Annotated in this window: 17 protein-coding genes; 10 read left to right on the top strand and 7 right to left on the bottom strand. The window is 46.7% G+C overall.

Annotation, left to right across the window (positions count from 1 at the left end):
• Nucleotides 1-144: 144 nt before the first annotated feature.
• Complete coding sequence (locus tag ASG02_RS10445; RefSeq protein ID WP_056063191.1) at nucleotides 145-1,755, top strand: alpha-glucosidase; 1,611 nt, start codon at nucleotides 145-147, stop codon at nucleotides 1,753-1,755.
• Between the two features lie 60 nt (nucleotides 1,756-1,815).
• Here ASG02_RS10445 and ASG02_RS10440 read toward each other — a convergent pair whose 3' ends face one another.
• From ASG02_RS10440 to ASG02_RS10430, 3 genes are all read right to left on the bottom strand, one after another.
• Nucleotides 1,816-2,544, bottom strand: a complete 729-nt coding sequence (locus tag ASG02_RS10440) for an MBL fold metallo-hydrolase (protein ID WP_035410300.1) — start codon at nucleotides 2,542-2,544, stop codon at nucleotides 1,816-1,818.
• A gap of 126 nt (nucleotides 2,545-2,670) precedes the next feature.
• Complete coding sequence (locus ASG02_RS10435) at nucleotides 2,671-3,477, bottom strand: SMP-30/gluconolactonase/LRE family protein (protein WP_056063188.1); 807 nt, start codon at nucleotides 3,475-3,477, stop codon at nucleotides 2,671-2,673.
• Nucleotides 3,478-3,655: 178 nt separating this feature from the next.
• Complete coding sequence (locus ASG02_RS10430) at nucleotides 3,656-3,919, bottom strand: metal-sensitive transcriptional regulator (RefSeq protein WP_035410294.1); 264 nt, start codon at nucleotides 3,917-3,919, stop codon at nucleotides 3,656-3,658.
• A 226-nt stretch (nucleotides 3,920-4,145) separates the two neighbouring features.
• Between ASG02_RS10430 and ASG02_RS10425 the strand changes: the two genes are divergently transcribed.
• The 3 genes from ASG02_RS10425 to ASG02_RS10415 all read left to right on the top strand — a co-directional run bounded on the left by ASG02_RS10425 (nucleotide 4,146) and on the right by ASG02_RS10415 (nucleotide 7,650).
• Nucleotides 4,146-4,709, top strand: coding sequence for an RNA polymerase sigma factor (locus tag ASG02_RS10425; RefSeq protein ID WP_029342596.1), 564 nt, complete (start codon nucleotides 4,146-4,148; stop codon nucleotides 4,707-4,709).
• The gene (locus ASG02_RS10420; protein ID WP_056063185.1) at nucleotides 4,690-5,427 is read left to right on the top strand and encodes an anti-sigma factor domain-containing protein; all 738 of its coding nucleotides are present in this window, start codon (nucleotides 4,690-4,692) and stop codon (nucleotides 5,425-5,427) included. The genes ASG02_RS10425 and ASG02_RS10420 overlap by 20 nt, the downstream gene beginning before the upstream one ends.
• A 180-nt stretch (nucleotides 5,428-5,607) precedes the next feature.
• A complete protein-coding gene (locus tag ASG02_RS10415) occupies nucleotides 5,608-7,650 on the top strand; it encodes an EAL domain-containing protein (protein WP_056063181.1) in 2,043 nt (680 codons plus the stop codon).
• A gap of 231 nt (nucleotides 7,651-7,881) precedes the next feature.
• Here the strand turns inward: ASG02_RS10415 and ASG02_RS10410 are convergent, their stop codons facing one another.
• The 3 genes from ASG02_RS10410 to ASG02_RS10400 are packed head-to-tail and all read right to left on the bottom strand — an operon-like array spanning nucleotide 7,882 to nucleotide 9,914.
• Nucleotides 7,882-8,229 (bottom strand): iron-sulfur cluster biosynthesis family protein, encoded by a 348-nt coding sequence (locus tag ASG02_RS10410; protein ID WP_035410282.1) that lies wholly within the window; start codon nucleotides 8,227-8,229, stop codon nucleotides 7,882-7,884.
• Nucleotides 8,230-8,280: 51 nt separating this feature from the next.
• Nucleotides 8,281-9,009, bottom strand: coding sequence for a tryptophan-rich sensory protein (locus ASG02_RS10405; protein ID WP_056063178.1), 729 nt, complete (start codon nucleotides 9,007-9,009; stop codon nucleotides 8,281-8,283).
• A gap of 59 nt (nucleotides 9,010-9,068) precedes the next feature.
• On the bottom strand, nucleotides 9,069-9,914 hold the full coding sequence (locus tag ASG02_RS10400) for a DegV family protein (protein WP_035410276.1): 846 nt from the start codon (nucleotides 9,912-9,914) through the stop codon (nucleotides 9,069-9,071).
• Between the two features lie 187 nt (nucleotides 9,915-10,101).
• Between ASG02_RS10400 and ASG02_RS10395 the strand changes: the two genes are divergently transcribed.
• From ASG02_RS10395 to ASG02_RS10370, 6 genes are all read left to right on the top strand, one after another.
• On the top strand, nucleotides 10,102-10,647 hold the full coding sequence (locus ASG02_RS10395) for a helix-turn-helix domain-containing protein (RefSeq protein ID WP_081780412.1): 546 nt from the start codon (nucleotides 10,102-10,104) through the stop codon (nucleotides 10,645-10,647).
• 13 nt (nucleotides 10,648-10,660) lie between these two features.
• Nucleotides 10,661-11,755: an ABC transporter ATP-binding protein gene (locus ASG02_RS10390; protein WP_035410273.1), complete on the top strand. Its 1,095-nt coding sequence runs from the start codon at nucleotides 10,661-10,663 to the stop codon at nucleotides 11,753-11,755.
• A complete protein-coding gene (locus tag ASG02_RS10385; protein WP_081780411.1) occupies nucleotides 11,755-12,561 on the top strand; it encodes an ABC transporter permease in 807 nt (268 codons plus the stop codon). Before ASG02_RS10390 ends, ASG02_RS10385 begins: the two co-directional genes overlap by 1 nt.
• On the top strand, nucleotides 12,561-13,361 hold the full coding sequence (locus ASG02_RS10380; protein WP_035410268.1) for an ABC transporter permease: 801 nt from the start codon (nucleotides 12,561-12,563) through the stop codon (nucleotides 13,359-13,361). The genes ASG02_RS10385 and ASG02_RS10380 overlap by 1 nt, the downstream gene beginning before the upstream one ends.
• Before the next feature lie 3 nt (nucleotides 13,362-13,364).
• Entirely contained in the window at nucleotides 13,365-14,435 is a 1,071-nt protein-coding gene (locus tag ASG02_RS10375) for a PotD/PotF family extracellular solute-binding protein (protein ID WP_056063175.1), read from the top strand.
• A 163-nt stretch (nucleotides 14,436-14,598) separates the two neighbouring features.
• Entirely contained in the window at nucleotides 14,599-15,111 is a 513-nt protein-coding gene (locus ASG02_RS10370; protein WP_035410262.1) for a hypothetical protein, read from the top strand.
• Between the two features lie 31 nt (nucleotides 15,112-15,142).
• Here the strand turns inward: ASG02_RS10370 and ASG02_RS10365 are convergent, their stop codons facing one another.
• Nucleotides 15,143-15,751, bottom strand: coding sequence for a YktB family protein (locus ASG02_RS10365; protein WP_056063172.1), 609 nt, complete (start codon nucleotides 15,749-15,751; stop codon nucleotides 15,143-15,145).
• Nucleotides 15,752-15,836: the final 85 nt, after the last annotated feature.

Raw genomic sequence — 15,836 nt, 5'->3', positions numbered from 1 at the left:
GTGTGCCTCCTTCGTAGTATTGTCGTCAAGGATAACGAATATTCAGTCAAAAGAAAAGAACTTTTTTGAAATTCAAAAAAATCGTCCAATAAACAGGTACAGATATGTGGAGCGGGAATAGAGAGTAGGGAGAGGAGTGAGGAGATGAAGCGAGCTAGCTGGAAAGAAGCAGTCGTCTATCAAGTCTATTGGCGCAGTTTTAAGGATTCGAATGGGGACGGCATCGGTGATTTGCGAGGTGTCATCGACAAGCTAGATTACATCGCATCGCTTGGTGTCGATATCGTCTGGTTAAATCCATGTTACCGTTCTCCAGACATCGATAATGGCTATGATATTGCCGATTATTACACGATCATGGACAAGGCGGGGACGATGGGCGATCTACAAGAGTTGATCACAGCGGCTCACGCACGCGGCTTAAAGATAATTCTTGATTTGGTCGTCAATCATACGAGTGACCAGCATGATTGGTTCCGTCAGTCGCGGGACCGAATCCACGACAAGGATGATTGGTACATCTGGAAAGATGGAACGAAAGAGACGCCCCCGAACAATTGGCGGTCGTACTTTGCGCCGAGCCCTTGGACGTGGAGTGAAGAGCGCGAACAATATTATTTCCATTCTTTTGCGAAAGAACAACCCGATTTGAACTGGGAACAACCGGCTGTCCGGCAAGCGATCTACGACATGATGAACTGGTGGATCGCTCAAGGGATTGACGGTTTCCGGATGGACGTCATCAACTTGATCAAAAAACGTTCACTTGAGGATGTCGTCAATCCGTTTGATCTATCGTATCTCGGAAATCAACCAGGTGTGCACGACTTCCTTCAGGAAATGCATGCGAACGTCCTTGCCGGGAAAGACTTGTTCACGGTCGGTGAGATTCCGTTCGTCGGTCCAGAAGACGGTCTGTTATATGTCAGTGAAGAACGAAAAGAACTTCGAACGCTGTTTCACTTCGAAATCGCGGACGACATGGAGGCGATGGATCTTTTACGTTTCAAGGAAATTCAGAAACGATGGTATGACGTCTTGTATCCGTTAGGCGTCAATTCACAGTTTCTCAACAACCACGATCATACGCGACAAGTGACGCGCTTCGGCAGTGAACGATACCGAGTCGAGAGTGCGAAACTACTCGGTTTGATGTTGCATACATTACCTGGCATTCCATACGTGTATCAAGGAGAAGAGATTGGGATGACGGGGATTCGCTTCTCGGATCCGTCGCTCTATCAAGACGTCGCCTTTCGCAATCGATACGCGGAGCGCGTCGCTGGCGGCGAGGATCCGGAGGTCGTACTCTCGTCAATGCAGTTACTCGCACGCGATAATTCCCGCACGCCGATGCAGTGGGACAGTACGCACGCGGCAGGCTTTACGAGTGGGAAACCGTGGTTAGCGGTCAATCCGAATTACACGGACATCAATGTCGCTCAAGCAGAAGCCGATCCATCATCCGTACTTGCCTTTTACCGAGCATTGATTCAGATGCGAAAGGATCATCCAATCATGGTCTATGGTACGTATCGCGACTTAGCTCTTCATGATCCGTATCTCTACATCTATGAGCGGGAACTAGAGGGAGAAGTGTGGCGGATCGTTCTCAACGTGCATGACGAACCGATGCAAACTGCCTTCGTTTTATCGCAAGATAAGTTGCTTGTGTCGAACTATCCAGATATCTCGGATGAACTACGTCCTTATGAAGCACGTGTATATCGATATACTGTTACAGAACAGAATTGAACTACTGGACAAAAAACATCCGCGACGTGTCAGGAACGCGTACGGATGTTTTTTCGTGTGTTATTTGAAAGGTGACGATTTTTTCGTCTGTAAGACTTGCGTGAATCGATCGACGGCTTGGCGCATCTCGTAACTTGGTCCAAGGATGAGGGGACCATGTCCGACGGCAAGAATATCTGGAGACAGTTCCGTTAATTGATCGGCGGAGCGAAGAGCAACGTCCGGATCCCATGTCGCAAGTGCTGGGAACGGAAATTGCCAACGGACGTCACCGGAGACAGCGAGTCCCCCTTGTGTCTGAAAGGCATCTCCGGCGATTAGCATCCGACTACCTTCATGCCAAAGAGAAATCGAACCAGGTGTATGACCTGGCGAGGCGATGACGCTGAGGCTACCGACTTGTTGACCACTTTCGAGCAATCGATCTGGACGTGTTTTGATGTTTTTCGGAATACCGCCTTTTAAGGGGGTCGTTTCGCCTTCGCGTAGCGTCTCGTCCCCACTGAGCAATGCGGCATCACGGTAACTGATACAGACTTGAGCGAGAGGAAAGGCATTCGCAAGGAAATCGAGCGAGCCGACATGATCGGCATGTGCGTGTGTCAGGATAATTGCGCCGAGCGGTTTTTCTTGCTTTCGAATATAGTGATAAAGCGCCTTTGCGTTGATTCCGAGTCCGGCGTCAATCAATGTCAAACTGTCTGCTTCTTCAAACAGGTAGCAATTGACCGGGAAAAAGGATGGGGTCGTCTGCAATTGGTGTAAACGTTCGATGATCGTGACACGCATCGGCTTCACTCCTTCAAAAAGTAAATAGACTTCTTCTTTAGTATCGTCTGTTTTTGAATAGGCGTCTAGACGGATTATGTGTAAAAAGAGGCACCATCTATTACTAGATGATCCCTCCCATGCTAATTATTCAAATGTCACAGCGAAGACAGCACCGGCATGTGGTGCATCATCTCCGTTGGCAGCTGTCGTGACGAGTAATCGATCTTCGTAAAAAATCGGACATGTCGGATTCGAGACAGGGAAGTCGACATGATCCAGTTTTTCGCCCGTCGTAAGATTCCAACGTGTGATACATGATCCGGCGTAATGTGCGATCCAAGCATGACCCTCAGCATCCTTCGTCATACCATCCGGGAATCCTTCTTCCTCTTCGAGATCAACGGCGACGCGTTTATTCGAAAGTGGGGCATCGGGAGCGTAGTCGAAGGCATAGACTTTTTTCGTTGGTGTATCGATATGATAGAGCGTCTTGCCATCTTCTGACCAGACGAGTCCATTGGAGTTCGTCAAGTCTTCGTGTAAAACATCAATGGAACCGTCATGACGCAGACGGAATAGCCCAGCTGTTTTACCGTCTTCTTCATTAATGCTACCAGCGACATATTGTCCAGTCGGATCGAGCTTACCATCGTTCATCCGATCAGAATCCGGTAATGACAATTGATGTTCGAGAGACAGATGACCTTCCTTGAGATCGAATGTGCCAAAGCCATGTGCTGATGTGACACGCAATAAGTCCGGAGCGTCCGTCAAGGCAATCGATGTAATAGCGCTTGGCAACGTATATGGTTTAAGTGCTTCTGTAACAAGATCATATGAAAAGAGCAGTTGATTCGGAATATCGACGAAATAAAAGCGTTTTGTTTTTGCGTCGTAAACAGGGGATTCACCTGTCTTGCAGGTGATATCAATGAATAGGGAAACGGTCATGAGTACTCTTCCTCCTAAGCGGACGGCTCTACATGCTGTCCAAGTAATAACAATTTAGTATACCTGTTTTGATACGCAATCAAACCTAAGTCAAGGTGTACACTCGCAACGACTTTGGGAAAAGAAACGTTAAAAAAATAGCCTGCTTCCAAAGCAGACTATCGGTATGAACGTGACGTCAGCGGCTTTTCACCAGTAGGTTGACCGCTTCCTTCACGAGTTCTTCTGTTTGTCCATCGCCGTTTTGTTCTGCTTCCTTGACACACTCGATCAAATTCGAGCTAACGACGACGCCGATCGTCCGGTCAATCGCAGAACGGGCAGCGGAGAGCTGGGTGATGACATCGCGGCAATCTTGCCCTTCTTCCATCATCCGTAAAATACCTCGTAGCTGTCCTTCAATCCGACTAACACGGTTTTTCATCTTCCGATCATAATCCATCTTTATTCCTCCGATTCCCGTTGACCTGACGTCATGTAGTATCTTTATGCTATGCCCATTACGGTATCGCTGTCAATTCAGCAGAATTTTAAGCTATACTTTTAATAGAATGAGGGAATATGGATGTGGTGAAGTTTTTTACTTAGAAAATGGATGAAATCGAAAACGATTTGGTGTCAGCTTGCGTATACTATATGATAGGGCTGACGTCAGAAGGAGGAGAAGGATGCACACTCAATCCGATGAATCGCTTTATCATCTGATGCGTAGCGGTGACGAGCAAGCTCTCGAGACATTATACGATAAGTACGAGAGGTTATTGTTTTCATTCGCCCATCGCTTTACGAATAATGACCGGTTGTCCGAAGAAGTCATACAGGAAGTATGGATGAAGATTTGGAATGGTCGTGTTGATTTTGATACACAAAAAGGAAAGTTTTCATCGTGGATTTTAACGATTACACGTAACGCGGCACTCGATTGTCTCCGTCGTGAAAAACGACAACCGACGATCGAAGTCGAAGAGCGGGATGGTGGATACGACGAGCCGGTCGAGCGGACGGTCATGCAGCGTGAAACGGCTGCTGAAGTACGCGGCGCGGTCAGTGAATTGAAGCCAGAACAGCAAGAGCTGATTGAACTCGTTTACTTCCAGGGGATGACGCAACAACAGATTTCAGAGCAGCTCGATTTACCTCTTGGAACGGTCAAGACGCGAATCAGGAGCGCGATTCAAGCATTACGAAAACGAATGGATGGGAGGGAACGAGATGGAAGAACGTTGTCATGACTTAATCGATTATTTTAATGGAACATTATCCGCAGCTGATCGCGACGCGTTCGAAGCGCATCTTTCGACGTGCGAAGAATGTCGTGAAGCGCTTTTAGAAATGGAAGAACTCATGCTTCCCATCGCTGAATCGCTTCCGGAGCGACCCGTTCCTGCAGGTATGAAAGCACGAATTCTTGGAGAAGTCCTTGGTTCAGCAGAGGCAGCGTCTCCGAAGGAAGCACCGATGACTACTCCGGTAGACATTAAACAAGCACGTCAGCAACAAACGAAGAAGAAGAGTGTGCCACTCGGTTGGTTGATGAGTATCGCCGCCGCCTTGATTCTCTCGCTTGGTGCGAATGCCTACTTCCTGTCACAGGAAGAGAGCACAGATACACCAGAGACATTAGCCATGGATGAGATCAAAGGGATGGGGAACTTTGAAAGTACCGAGTCCATTAAAGGATCGAGCATGATTTTTACGCAAAACGATAAATCGTATATGCTCGTTCAACTGAAAGATTTACCACCGCTTCAAAAAGGTCAGCTCTATCAATTGTGGACGCTCGAAGGAGAGACGCCTACTGCGAACGGTGTCATCGAAAAAGATGGAGAGGCAGCAGCTGTCTTCTCGCTTAAAGGAGACGGAAAAGTTGATGCCGTCGCCATCACGGTCGAACCCGAACCGGATTTAGAAAAACCGACGGGTGAAATCGTCGCATCGGTAGCACTCTAAAAATGATGTTTAACGGATCCGTCTCGAGCGGATCCGTTTTTGTGTAAGATGTCGAGTGGATTAGGTAAAAAAGTGATGGAATGATAAGAAATCAAACGAATTTCTAAATTTCACTGAAAAAAAGAGTCAGAGCAGACGATAGTTAGGAGAATGACATTTCATAAGGAGAGACCTCATACAATGAATGAATGGATCATCTTAACGAAACACTACGAAGTGATATTGGTCGTGTTATCGGTGCTCGTTGCCATCCTCGGCTCATATGGTTCACTGGAGTTAAATCGTCGTCTAGCGAAAGCGACTTCCTTAAAGAAGCGTGCCTTGTTCCTCTCGTCGTTGACGATGGGGTTATCGATCTGGGGAATGCATTTCGTCGGGATGGGAGCATTCGCTCTGTCCGTCACGGTTCGCTATGATTGGTTTTTAATGTTCTTATCCGTCATTCCCGCTATTTTGGCTGCTTTCATTGCCTTTCATTTGTTGTACTCGTCGACGATTACGCGAAAGAAGGTCATTTTAGCAGGATCCCTGATGGGGGTCGGAATCGCTACGATGCATTACCTTGGCATGATGGCGATGGAGTTCGGTGGAGCCGTTCGGTATGAGAAGAGTTTATTTTTTTTATCCGTCCTGATTGCAGTCACTGTCGCCTATATCGCTTTGCTACTGCTTCATCGCTTGAGACATGTCGATAAGAAACGGATCTTGATTCCCATCGCAGTCGTGATGGGGTTTGCCATCTCTTCGATGCATTATGTCGGAATGCTCGGCACATCGTTCTGTATTCCAGCCTCAGATGCCAGACTTATCGGTGATGCTCCAATCACGTCGAACATCTTGAATGAAGTCGCGATACCGGTCTTCTTGATTCTCGTGTTGATTGCAGGTCTCTACATTCACCTCGAACGTCGTGCACTGCAGATGATGGCGTATACCGATCATCTGACGGGATTACACAACCGACGATGGCTCGATCATCACATGACAAGAGTCGATGCCCAGTATGGTCGTGCTAAGCAGGAGATGGCGATGGCGTTACTTGATCTTGATGGATACAAATGGGTCAATGACACATTCGGATTCGATAAGGGAGATGCGGTCATCCGCCAATTCGCAGAACGGATGTTACAGACGTTGAAGGAAGATGAAGCGTGTATTCGTTATAACGGGACGCAGTTCTTCCTCATCAAACGTATCTCACAAGAAGACATGACAGATGTCTTCGAACAAATTTTAGACGATGTACGTCTTCCGATTGATCTCGAAGATCAACCGGTTCATTTGACAGCAACGATGGGCGTCATCCTCCCGAATGCGAAGGAATCACTTGAGATGCGGATCGGTCAGATGGAGAGTGCGCTTCGGGCTGGCAAAAATGAGGGGCGTGATCGCTTCATCGTGTATGATGACTCACTACACTCGGATCGTAGAGAGCAATTGATTGTCGGATCCTTACGCCGGGCGATGACGGATTTCAAGGAGTTCGCCCTCGTCTATCAACCGAAGATCGCCCTTGCGACGGGAAAAGTTGATCAAGCGGAAGTCTTGATCCGCTGGAATCATCCGAAGTTTGGTTTCATCTCACCGGCGGAGTTCATCCCGCTTGCAGAAAAATACAGTTTGATTCACCGTTTAACCGAGTGGGTACTCAAAGAGACCGTCGCCCAGATGGAGATTTGGAAGAAGGAAGATTATTTCATTCGCCAAGTCTCGGTGAACTTATCGGCGATGCATTTCCGGTCCGAGTCACATAACTTAATGATTAAGGAAATCGTCCACCATTCATTGAAGAATGGGAGCGAACTACAGTTACAGCTTGAAATCACGGAAACGTCCGTCATGGAGAACCTCGACCGGGCAATGATGATGCTCGGTGAACTGAAACAACTCAGTCTGACGATCGCACTTGATGATTTCGGAACGGGTCTATCATCATTGACACACCTGAAGCATCTCCCGATTGATATCCTGAAGATCGATAAATCGTTCATCGATGAAGTCCCGCATGACGAACGCGGAACGGCAATCACGGAAATGATCATCCAGCTTGCGAAGAGTCTCGGGATCGAAGTCGTCGCGGAAGGCGTCGAGACACTCGAACAGCATCTTTTCCTGAAACGTCTCGGTTGTGATTATGGACAAGGTTATTATTACAGTAAGCCGGTGCATGTGAAGGATCTGAATCAGCGGACGATTGAAGAGACCGTTCTAAATGTCGGATAAAGCAATCCAAACACGACTTTCGTTCGTATACTAGATAAGCATGCGAGGATGATGCATGCGACGTCTGGGGGGACGCAAAGCGCTGGATTTTCTCACCAGCTCGTGCACGACGCAGACAGACATCTAGTACATTCAATTACTCAGACCATCCAAGCTTTTAACGTAGCACCTGTCTGTTCGAACACAAACAAAGGCAACTTCCATCGCGGAAGTTGCCTTTTTCGTCTGTGCTTATGAACGAACCGTCAGGACACAGCCTGTCTGATCCGTAACGAGCACGTTCGTATTGAAGTATTGTCCATCGCTTTTAAGGATCAACGCTTTTTTCTCCGCGTTGTAATCGAGCGTCATGTCTTGATCGAGGAAATGACTCGACCATCGTTTGACAAGAACGGGTCCGACATTCGAGTCGATCGTCATGTCTTCCGGTGTCGCTTCATCGACGAGACGAATACTGAAAATACCAGAGTTTCCGCAACCGCAGCCTTCTGTATCGTAGTAGAGGTGTAGTTGACCTGATACTTCACCGCGTAATTGATTGATTCGTTCCTGAGCAGATGGTGTAAATGTGATGTTCATGGTCATTCACTCCTTTTCTCTAGTATACGCCGTTCGAATGAGAAAGGAACGTCACTTGCTCACGCTGACTCGACGGCGCATCCGCACAAGAAGGAAGATATACCCGGCTAACAATAAGACGACGCTACCGAGAACCGCTGTATCGACGAGACCGTTATCCGACTCGAAATTGATTGCGATGTACGCCCAGACGAAGACGAGCGGATAAATCGGATCGCGGTTTGCGAACATGAAGAGAAGGGCGACGATGACACCGACGACAAGCATAATCATCGTCCAACCGGCATCTCCGATTCCAAGCCACGATGTCATGCCCTCTGCGTTGATCGTTAGGAAGATGTCGGCGATCGTTGCGACCGATACCCAGCCGAGATAAAGCGAGAAGGGTAGCTTGAAGCGTAAGCCTTTCGTCTCGCGGTCGATTTTCGAGTAGATGACGATCAATGACAGCAAGAGACCAACGATGACGACGACAGAGACGACGAACAATTCGAAGGTGAATGAGACAATCCAGCCAGCATTGAATAAACAGCTGATCAGGAACCATGGTCCGATTTTCTTCGCCAGTTCATGTTCCTTGAATTTTGGGATCGTTTGGAGAATCAACCAAATGAGTAAAATCGTATAGATCAATCCCCAAATCGAGAACGCATAACCAGCCGGTTTGAATAACGTAAAGATGGAGTCAGAAATCCGTCCTGTCTTTCCACCATCGAGGGCGTTCACAGCAATCGTAAAGATAAAGCCGACCCAGTTAAGCCAAATCCATTTATTTTTCAAACAAAAAACCTCCTTTATTCTCTAAAGAAGGTTTACCCAAAAATCATTTTCATTAGTCATCATGGTCGACGCGTCGGGTTCAAAAAGGACATGCCGATGGCGGGGTTTCCGGTATGTGAACCGAGAACCGGCGTTAAATCATCGATTCGGACCCGGACGTCGAACTGTGCTTCGAGTCGATTTTTCCAATCGAGCGCCAGTTCATACGCTGTCGCGTGGAACAACGAGATGTCCGTCACTTGACCGCGCTCGAGAATCAAAACAAGGTGATCAAAAATCTTCGAATGGGCTTTCTTGAACGTCCGAACGGTTTGGTATGGAACGATCTTTCCTTCTTCGAAGTGGAACAACGGACGCAGTTGCAACAAGTTACCGACGAATGCCTTCGTCGAGGAGATCCGTCCACCGGCTTGCAATTGATCGAGGTTCGCGACAGTGAATTCGATATGGTGGTCGAAACGACGCTCCAGAATGAACTGTTCGACGGATTCAATCGAATGTCCCGCTTCGATGAGCTCGATTGCCTCTGCTAAGAGCTGACCAGCCGGATAAATCCCACAACGAGAATCAATCGCGATCAAGCGGAAGCCGGCAATTTCTGCGCCTTGGACGGACGCGTTATACGTTCCGCTCAGCTCACTCGACAGGTGGATAGCAAAACCGATGTCGTAATCTTCTTTTAGTCGTTCGTAGTGTTCGGTAAAACTACCGATGGAAGGTTGACTCGTCGTCACTTTATGTTTTGCATCAATCCAGCTATAGACGGTTTCCGCATTTACATCGACCCCATCGATGAAACTTTCGCCATCCTTCATGACGAGTAAAGGGACAACCGAGAGATCGTCGCGCTTTGCGATCGTATCCGGTAAAATCGTCGTACTATCAGTGATCCAAGCAATCCGCATTACAAGTTCCTCCTCAAATTAGTACCTGATAATAATTGTAGGTGTAAGCGTTCTCGCTGTCAAATGAACATTAAAAAATATCAAACGTTTTAGTTGATTAAATAATGAAATACGCTATAATCGGTACGTGATTAGTAAACTTTTAGTCATCTTATACTAAACTAAGCCGATGAGAGGAGGACGTCGATTGTACTCAATCGGACAAAAAATCAAGAACCTCCGTCTTCAAAAGGGATTGACGCAAGAGGAACTCGGGGAAAGAACAGACCTGAGTAAAGGGTACATCTCGCAACTCGAACGGGAAATCAGTTCCCCATCGATCGAGACACTGTTTCATCTCCTTGAAGTCCTTGGTATCTCACCGAAGGATTTCTTTGATGAGGACGCACTTAATCAAAAAGTCGTCTATGGAGAAGAAGATGTCACAACATATGCGGACGAAGAACAAGGGTATCATGTCACATGGCTCATCCCGGAATCGAATGAAAAAGAGATGGAACCGGTCCTGCTGACACTTGCGCCAGGGGGAGCCTTCAAGACGTATGAACCGTCGGGGGCGGAGACATTTGTCTATGTGCTCGCGGGGAACGTCACGTTGACGCTCGGACGTCAGTCTTTTTTAGCGAAGCAAGGGGAGACACTTTACTATAAGGCTTCAGAAATTCATCAATTACGCAATGAGTCAATGCAAGAGACAAAGGTCCTCGTGACCGCAACCGACTCATACCTATAAAGGAGGAACTAGATTGGCAGATACTACGATCATTCAATTCAAGGACGTCACGAAACGTTATGACGATCAGACCGTTCTTGATCAAGTCAGCTTTGAAATCGAACGCGGAAAGTTCTATACGTTACTCGGACCATCGGGTTGCGGAAAAACGACGATCTTACGACTTATCGCCGGTTTTTCGGAAGCGACAGAGGGAGACATTATCTTCGACGGGAAACGGATCAATGATGTGCCGGCGAACAAACGTCAAGTTAATACCGTTTTCCAAGATTACGCACTGTTCCCACACTTAAACGTCTTCGAAAACATTGCTTTTGGTCTTCGGATCAAGAAGGTGAAGGAAGCGGAAATCGCACAACGTGTGACCGATGCATTGAAGTTCGTCAACTTGTCCGGTTATGAGAAACGGGAAATCACCGAGATGTCGGGTGGACAACGGCAGCGTGTCGCGATTGCCCGGGCAATCGTCAATGAACCGGAAGTCATCTTGCTCGATGAGCCGCTCTCAGCACTCGACTTGAAATTGCGGACAGAGATGCAATATGAGCTCCGCGACTTACAACGTCGTCTTGGGATCACGTTCATCTTCGTCACACACGACCAAGAAGAGGCACTCGCGATGTCAGATGAAATCTTCGTTCTCAATCACGGCGTCATTCAACAATCGGGAACGCCGACAGATATTTATGATGAACCGATCAACCGCTTCGTCGCGGACTTCATCGGCGAGTCGAATATCATTCCTGGACGTATGATCGAAGATTATCGAGTTTGGTTCGCAGAAAAAGAATTCGAATGTGTTGACCGCGGTCTTGAGCTGAACGAACCGGTCGAAATCGTCATTCGTCCCGAGGATCTTGAAATTACGAACGTGACACAAGGAAAACTAAAGGTTACGGTCGACTCACAGTTGTTCCGTGGGGTGCACTATGAAATCGCCTGTATGGATGAAGTCGGAAACGAATGGCTCGTCCACAGTACCAAAAAAGCGACGGTTGGTGAACAAATCGGTCTGACGTTTGATCCGGAAGCGATCCACGTCATGCGATTGAACGAGACGGAAGAAGAATTTGATAAGCGTCTGGAATCCTACGACGGGGTGTTATGATGCAGAAATCACGTAACTGGTATCTCATCCCGTATCTATTCTGGATCGCCTTATTCGTCATCGCACCAATTGTGCTCGTCGTCTATTATTCGTTCCTTGATCTTGATGGCAATTTCTCATTTGAGAACTACCGGAACTTCTTCACATCGACGTATCTAACGATGACGCTTAGTTCGTTCTGGTATGCCTTTTTGATCACCTTGTTTTCACTCTTGATCGGTTATCCGACGGCTTATTTGCTGACGAAAACGAAACATAAACAACTTTGGCTGTTGCTCGTCATCTTGCCGACGTGGATCAACTTATTGTTAAAGACCTACGCCTTCATCGGATTGTTCAGTACGTATGGTCTCGCAAATCAAACGCTTGAAGCGATCGGAATCGGACGGAAGCAAATCCTGTTTACCGATTTCAGTTTTGTCTTCGTCTCGGTTTACATTTTCATTCCGTTCATGATCCTACCGATCTTCAACGCGATAGAAAAATTGAGTCCATCGCTCGTCTTCGCAGCACGTGATCTCGGAGCTTCAAATTTCACGACATTCCGTCGTGTCGTCTTTCCGTTGACACTTGACGGTGTGAAATCAGGCTGTCAGCTTGTCTTCATTCCGGCATTGTCACTGTTCATGATCACGCGTTTGATTGCCGGGAACCGCGTCATTACGCTCGGTACGGCGATTGAACAACAATTCCTCGTGACACAGAACTGGGGCATGGGCGCTACGATTGCCGTCTTCCTCATCATCGCGATGGCAATCATCCTTGCCTTGACAAGTACGAAACGGAAGAAAGGAGCGACGACTTGATGAAACGTCTGAAACTAGCAAATCTTTATTTGATCGGTGTCTTCATCATTTTGTATGCTCCGATTTTCTATCTCGCGTTCTATTCGTTCAACAGCGCTGATAACATGACGAACTTCGATTCGTTCACGTGGGATTGGTACAAGGAAGTCTTCCAAGATTCACGCTTGTTGATCATCGTCTTGAACACACTCGTCATCGCGTTGTTGTCAGCCGCAATCTCGACGATTCTCGGAGTATTCGGAGCGATCGGGATCCAGGCGGTCCGCAAGAAACGTGTCGAGACGTCGTTGTTGACGCTCAACAGTATCTTGATCGTCAGCCCCGATGTCATCATCGGAGCATCGTTTTTGATCTTCTTTACGATGCTTGGAATCCAGCTTGGCTTTACGTCAGTCTTACTCTCTCATATCGCATTTTCGGTACCGATCGTCGTCATTCTCGTCTTGCCGAAATTACAGGAGATGAGTCCAACGCTCGTCGATGCGGCGCGTGACTTAGGCGCGAGTCGCTGGGATGTCTTAACGAAGGTCGTCCTGCCGTACATCACACCCGGTATCTTTGCTGGATTCTTTACAGCATTGACGTATTCACTTGACGATTTTGCGGTGACATTCTTCGTGACAGGAAACGGCTTTACGACGTTATCTGTCGAAATCTACTCACTTGCTCGCCAAGGGATTTCGATGAAGATCAATGCGTTGTCGACCGTCATCTTCTTGTTTACATTCTTGCTCGTCATCGGCTACTACTTCTTGAACCAACGAGCTGCTACAAAGCTTTCGCGACCGGAGGTGAAATGACCGTTGAAAAAATTAATTCAATTATTCGTCGCGATTTTCTTGATCTCGGGTGTCATCCTATTCACCTTGAATCAGTTAAACGAGACACAAGGGTACTCAGGTAAGAATGTCCTGAACATTTATAACTGGGGCGATTATATCGATCCGGCACTGATCAAACAGTTTGAAAAAGAGAGCGGCATCAAGGTCGTCTATCAGACATTCGACTCGAATGAAGCGATGTTGACGAAAATCGAACAGGGAGGAACGACGTATGATATCGCCGTCCCATCCGACTATGCGATCGCAAAGATGATCGATGAGAAGCTCGTCCTGCCGATTGATCATCAAAAAATCCCGAATCTCAAAAATATCGATTCACGTTTCTTGGATCTATCCTTTGATCCGAAAAATAAATATTCGATTCCGTATTTCTGGGGAACGGTCGGTATTGTCTACAACAAAGACTTGATCGGAAAAAAACCGACGAGCTGGAAGGATCTATGGGATCCGAAGTTGAAGAACCAGATTCTACTTGCCGATGGTGCGCGTGAAGTAATAGGGATGAGTTTGAACAGTCTCGGTTATTCCTTGAATGAGACGGATGAGTCGAAGCTACAGGAAGCAAAAGCGAACCTGATGCGTTTGACGCCAAATGTCAAAGCGATCGTCGGGGACGAAATCAAGTTATTGCTTGCGAACGAAGAAGCAGGACTTGGTGTCGTCTGGTCTGGAGATGCGAACGAGATCATGAGTGAAAACGACAAACTTGACTACGTCATTCCAAAAGAAGGCTCGAACGTCTGGTTCGATAATATCGTCATTCCAAAGACAGCTAAAAACGTCAAGGGAGCACATCAGTTCATCAACTTCATGTTACGCCCAGATATTTCAGCGAAAAATGCGGACTACGTCGGTTATTCGACACCGAACAAAGAAGGCTTAAAGTTACTCGACAAATCGGTTCGGACGGATAAACGATTCTATCCTGATAAACAAGTCACGGATACGCTTGAAGTCTATGAGAACCTCGGGAAGAAGATGCTCGCGCATTATAATGAGTTGTTCTTAGAGTTTAAGATGCATAAGAAATGAGGAAAAACCTAGTGCTAGGGGGCACTAGGTTCTTTTTTTATTTCTCTTCATAAAAATAAATATAAGTTCCCAAAAAAAAACTGTAAAAACTGAATAATTTTTTGAAATAGGGGAATCAGTTTATTATCAACGCCTTTTTACAGGCACCGGGGAGGACATCATCATGAAACAAGTTCTAGGAATCATCTTAACTGCCGCTCTCACTGTCAGCATCGTGTCAGGCACTTCATATAAACAGCAACCGGTCGAGGCATCCAAACAATCAGACGTCAAATGGCTTCAAGAAATTCAAACACAAGCGAAACAAGCGCGCTCACTCGATGGAAAAGTCGTACTTGAAAAAACGACACTTGCACAAGTACATAAAGCGTACAAAGGGGAAAAGAACTCCAATTGGTGTCAAAGTGGAAATGGTCTTGCTTCAGCAGATCGCTCCCTTCATTACTGTTCAACGTATGGCGTGAAGGACACAAAAGCTAAAGTTAGCGCCATCGTCTATGATCCAAAGCAAATCAAACGGACGGTGACGGTCAAAGAAGCTAAAAAAGCATATCCGACAGCGAAACTCGATAAAACATTCAACGTCATGACTGTTTCCTCGAAACAGGTCAACATTTATCTAAATTTAAATTCCGACCGTACACAAGTCATGTCAATTCTAGTAAAATATAACTAACGAAAAAGGATGACCGATTCGGCCATCCTTTTTATTTAATCGTTTTATAGAGTGGTACGAGATGCGAATAGGTATTTCGAATCATTTCGAGTAACTCTTCGCGTGACAGTTGATGAACTTGTTCTGCCGGAATATGGCGACCGACAAGGAACTCTGCTTTTTTGACGTCGTGGAAACGTTGTAAACCTTTTTGAAGATCCGTCGCGTGAACAGGAACCGCGTCTTTTTTCATATGGTCATAAGAAACGACGAAATCATCCGGGAGAGTCGTCAGCAGTTCCGTATGCTGTAACAGTTTTGATGCATATTGTTGTTTGTTCGGTAACTCATAAATATAAGCGAGCCAAATGAACAAGTGATCATCAAATAGACCGACTTGAAAGTGCGGATGTTTTTTATATCCACGTTTATCGGGTGAGAATGCCATCCATGTATCTTTCGGAGGATTGACCTTCCGCCGAGCATGTTGCGCGATGTGGACATGGACATCTTCTGCTGTTGCGACCGTCAAGTCAGGTGCGACTTCTTGACCGATGTCGCGGAAGACAGGCTGAATCCGTTCACGAATCGCCTCCATCCGGGGTTCTAATCCATCAATTTGAAATGTATCAAATGCATGTTGCGTGAATGTGTTTGTCATGAAAAATATCACCTCACATTAATTGTATCAAAGGATACTATTGAAGTTCGACATTTTGCTTGAAAAGTAGAATGATGGACATATC

It is taken from the genome of Exiguobacterium sp. Leaf196 (assembly GCF_001423965.1).
In the GTDB taxonomy this organism is placed as follows: domain Bacteria; phylum Bacillota; class Bacilli; order Exiguobacteriales; family Exiguobacteriaceae; genus Exiguobacterium_A.
This window is presented reverse-complemented; position numbering and strand designations above follow the sequence as displayed.

Excerpts from the sequence above, each read along its gene's own strand:
- ASG02_RS10440 (WP_035410300.1), bottom strand. The coding sequence starts at position 2,544 with ATGCGTGTCACGATCATCGAACGTTTACACCAATTGCAGACGACCCCA.
- ASG02_RS10430 (WP_035410294.1), bottom strand. The coding sequence starts at position 3,919 with ATGGATTATGATCGGAAGATGAAAAACCGTGTTAGTCGGATTGAAGGA.
- ASG02_RS10415 (WP_056063181.1), top strand. The coding sequence starts at position 5,608 with ATGAATGAATGGATCATCTTAACGAAACACTACGAAGTGATATTGGTC.
- ASG02_RS10400 (WP_035410276.1), bottom strand. The coding sequence starts at position 9,914 with ATGCGGATTGCTTGGATCACTGATAGTACGACGATTTTACCGGATACG.
- ASG02_RS10385 (WP_081780411.1), top strand. The coding sequence starts at position 11,755 with ATGCAGAAATCACGTAACTGGTATCTCATCCCGTATCTATTCTGGATC.
- ASG02_RS10380 (WP_035410268.1), top strand. The coding sequence starts at position 12,561 with ATGAAACGTCTGAAACTAGCAAATCTTTATTTGATCGGTGTCTTCATC.
- ASG02_RS10425 (WP_029342596.1), top strand. The coding sequence starts at position 4,146 with ATGCACACTCAATCCGATGAATCGCTTTATCATCTGATGCGTAGCGGT.
- ASG02_RS10410 (WP_035410282.1), bottom strand. The coding sequence starts at position 8,229 with ATGAACATCACATTTACACCATCTGCTCAGGAACGAATCAATCAATTA.
- ASG02_RS10445 (WP_056063191.1), top strand. The coding sequence starts at position 145 with ATGAAGCGAGCTAGCTGGAAAGAAGCAGTCGTCTATCAAGTCTATTGG.
- ASG02_RS10435 (WP_056063188.1), bottom strand. The coding sequence starts at position 3,477 with ATGACCGTTTCCCTATTCATTGATATCACCTGCAAGACAGGTGAATCC.
- ASG02_RS10370 (WP_035410262.1), top strand. The coding sequence starts at position 14,599 with ATGAAACAAGTTCTAGGAATCATCTTAACTGCCGCTCTCACTGTCAGC.
- ASG02_RS10365 (WP_056063172.1), bottom strand. The coding sequence starts at position 15,751 with ATGACAAACACATTCACGCAACATGCATTTGATACATTTCAAATTGAT.
- ASG02_RS10420 (WP_056063185.1), top strand. The coding sequence starts at position 4,690 with ATGGAAGAACGTTGTCATGACTTAATCGATTATTTTAATGGAACATTA.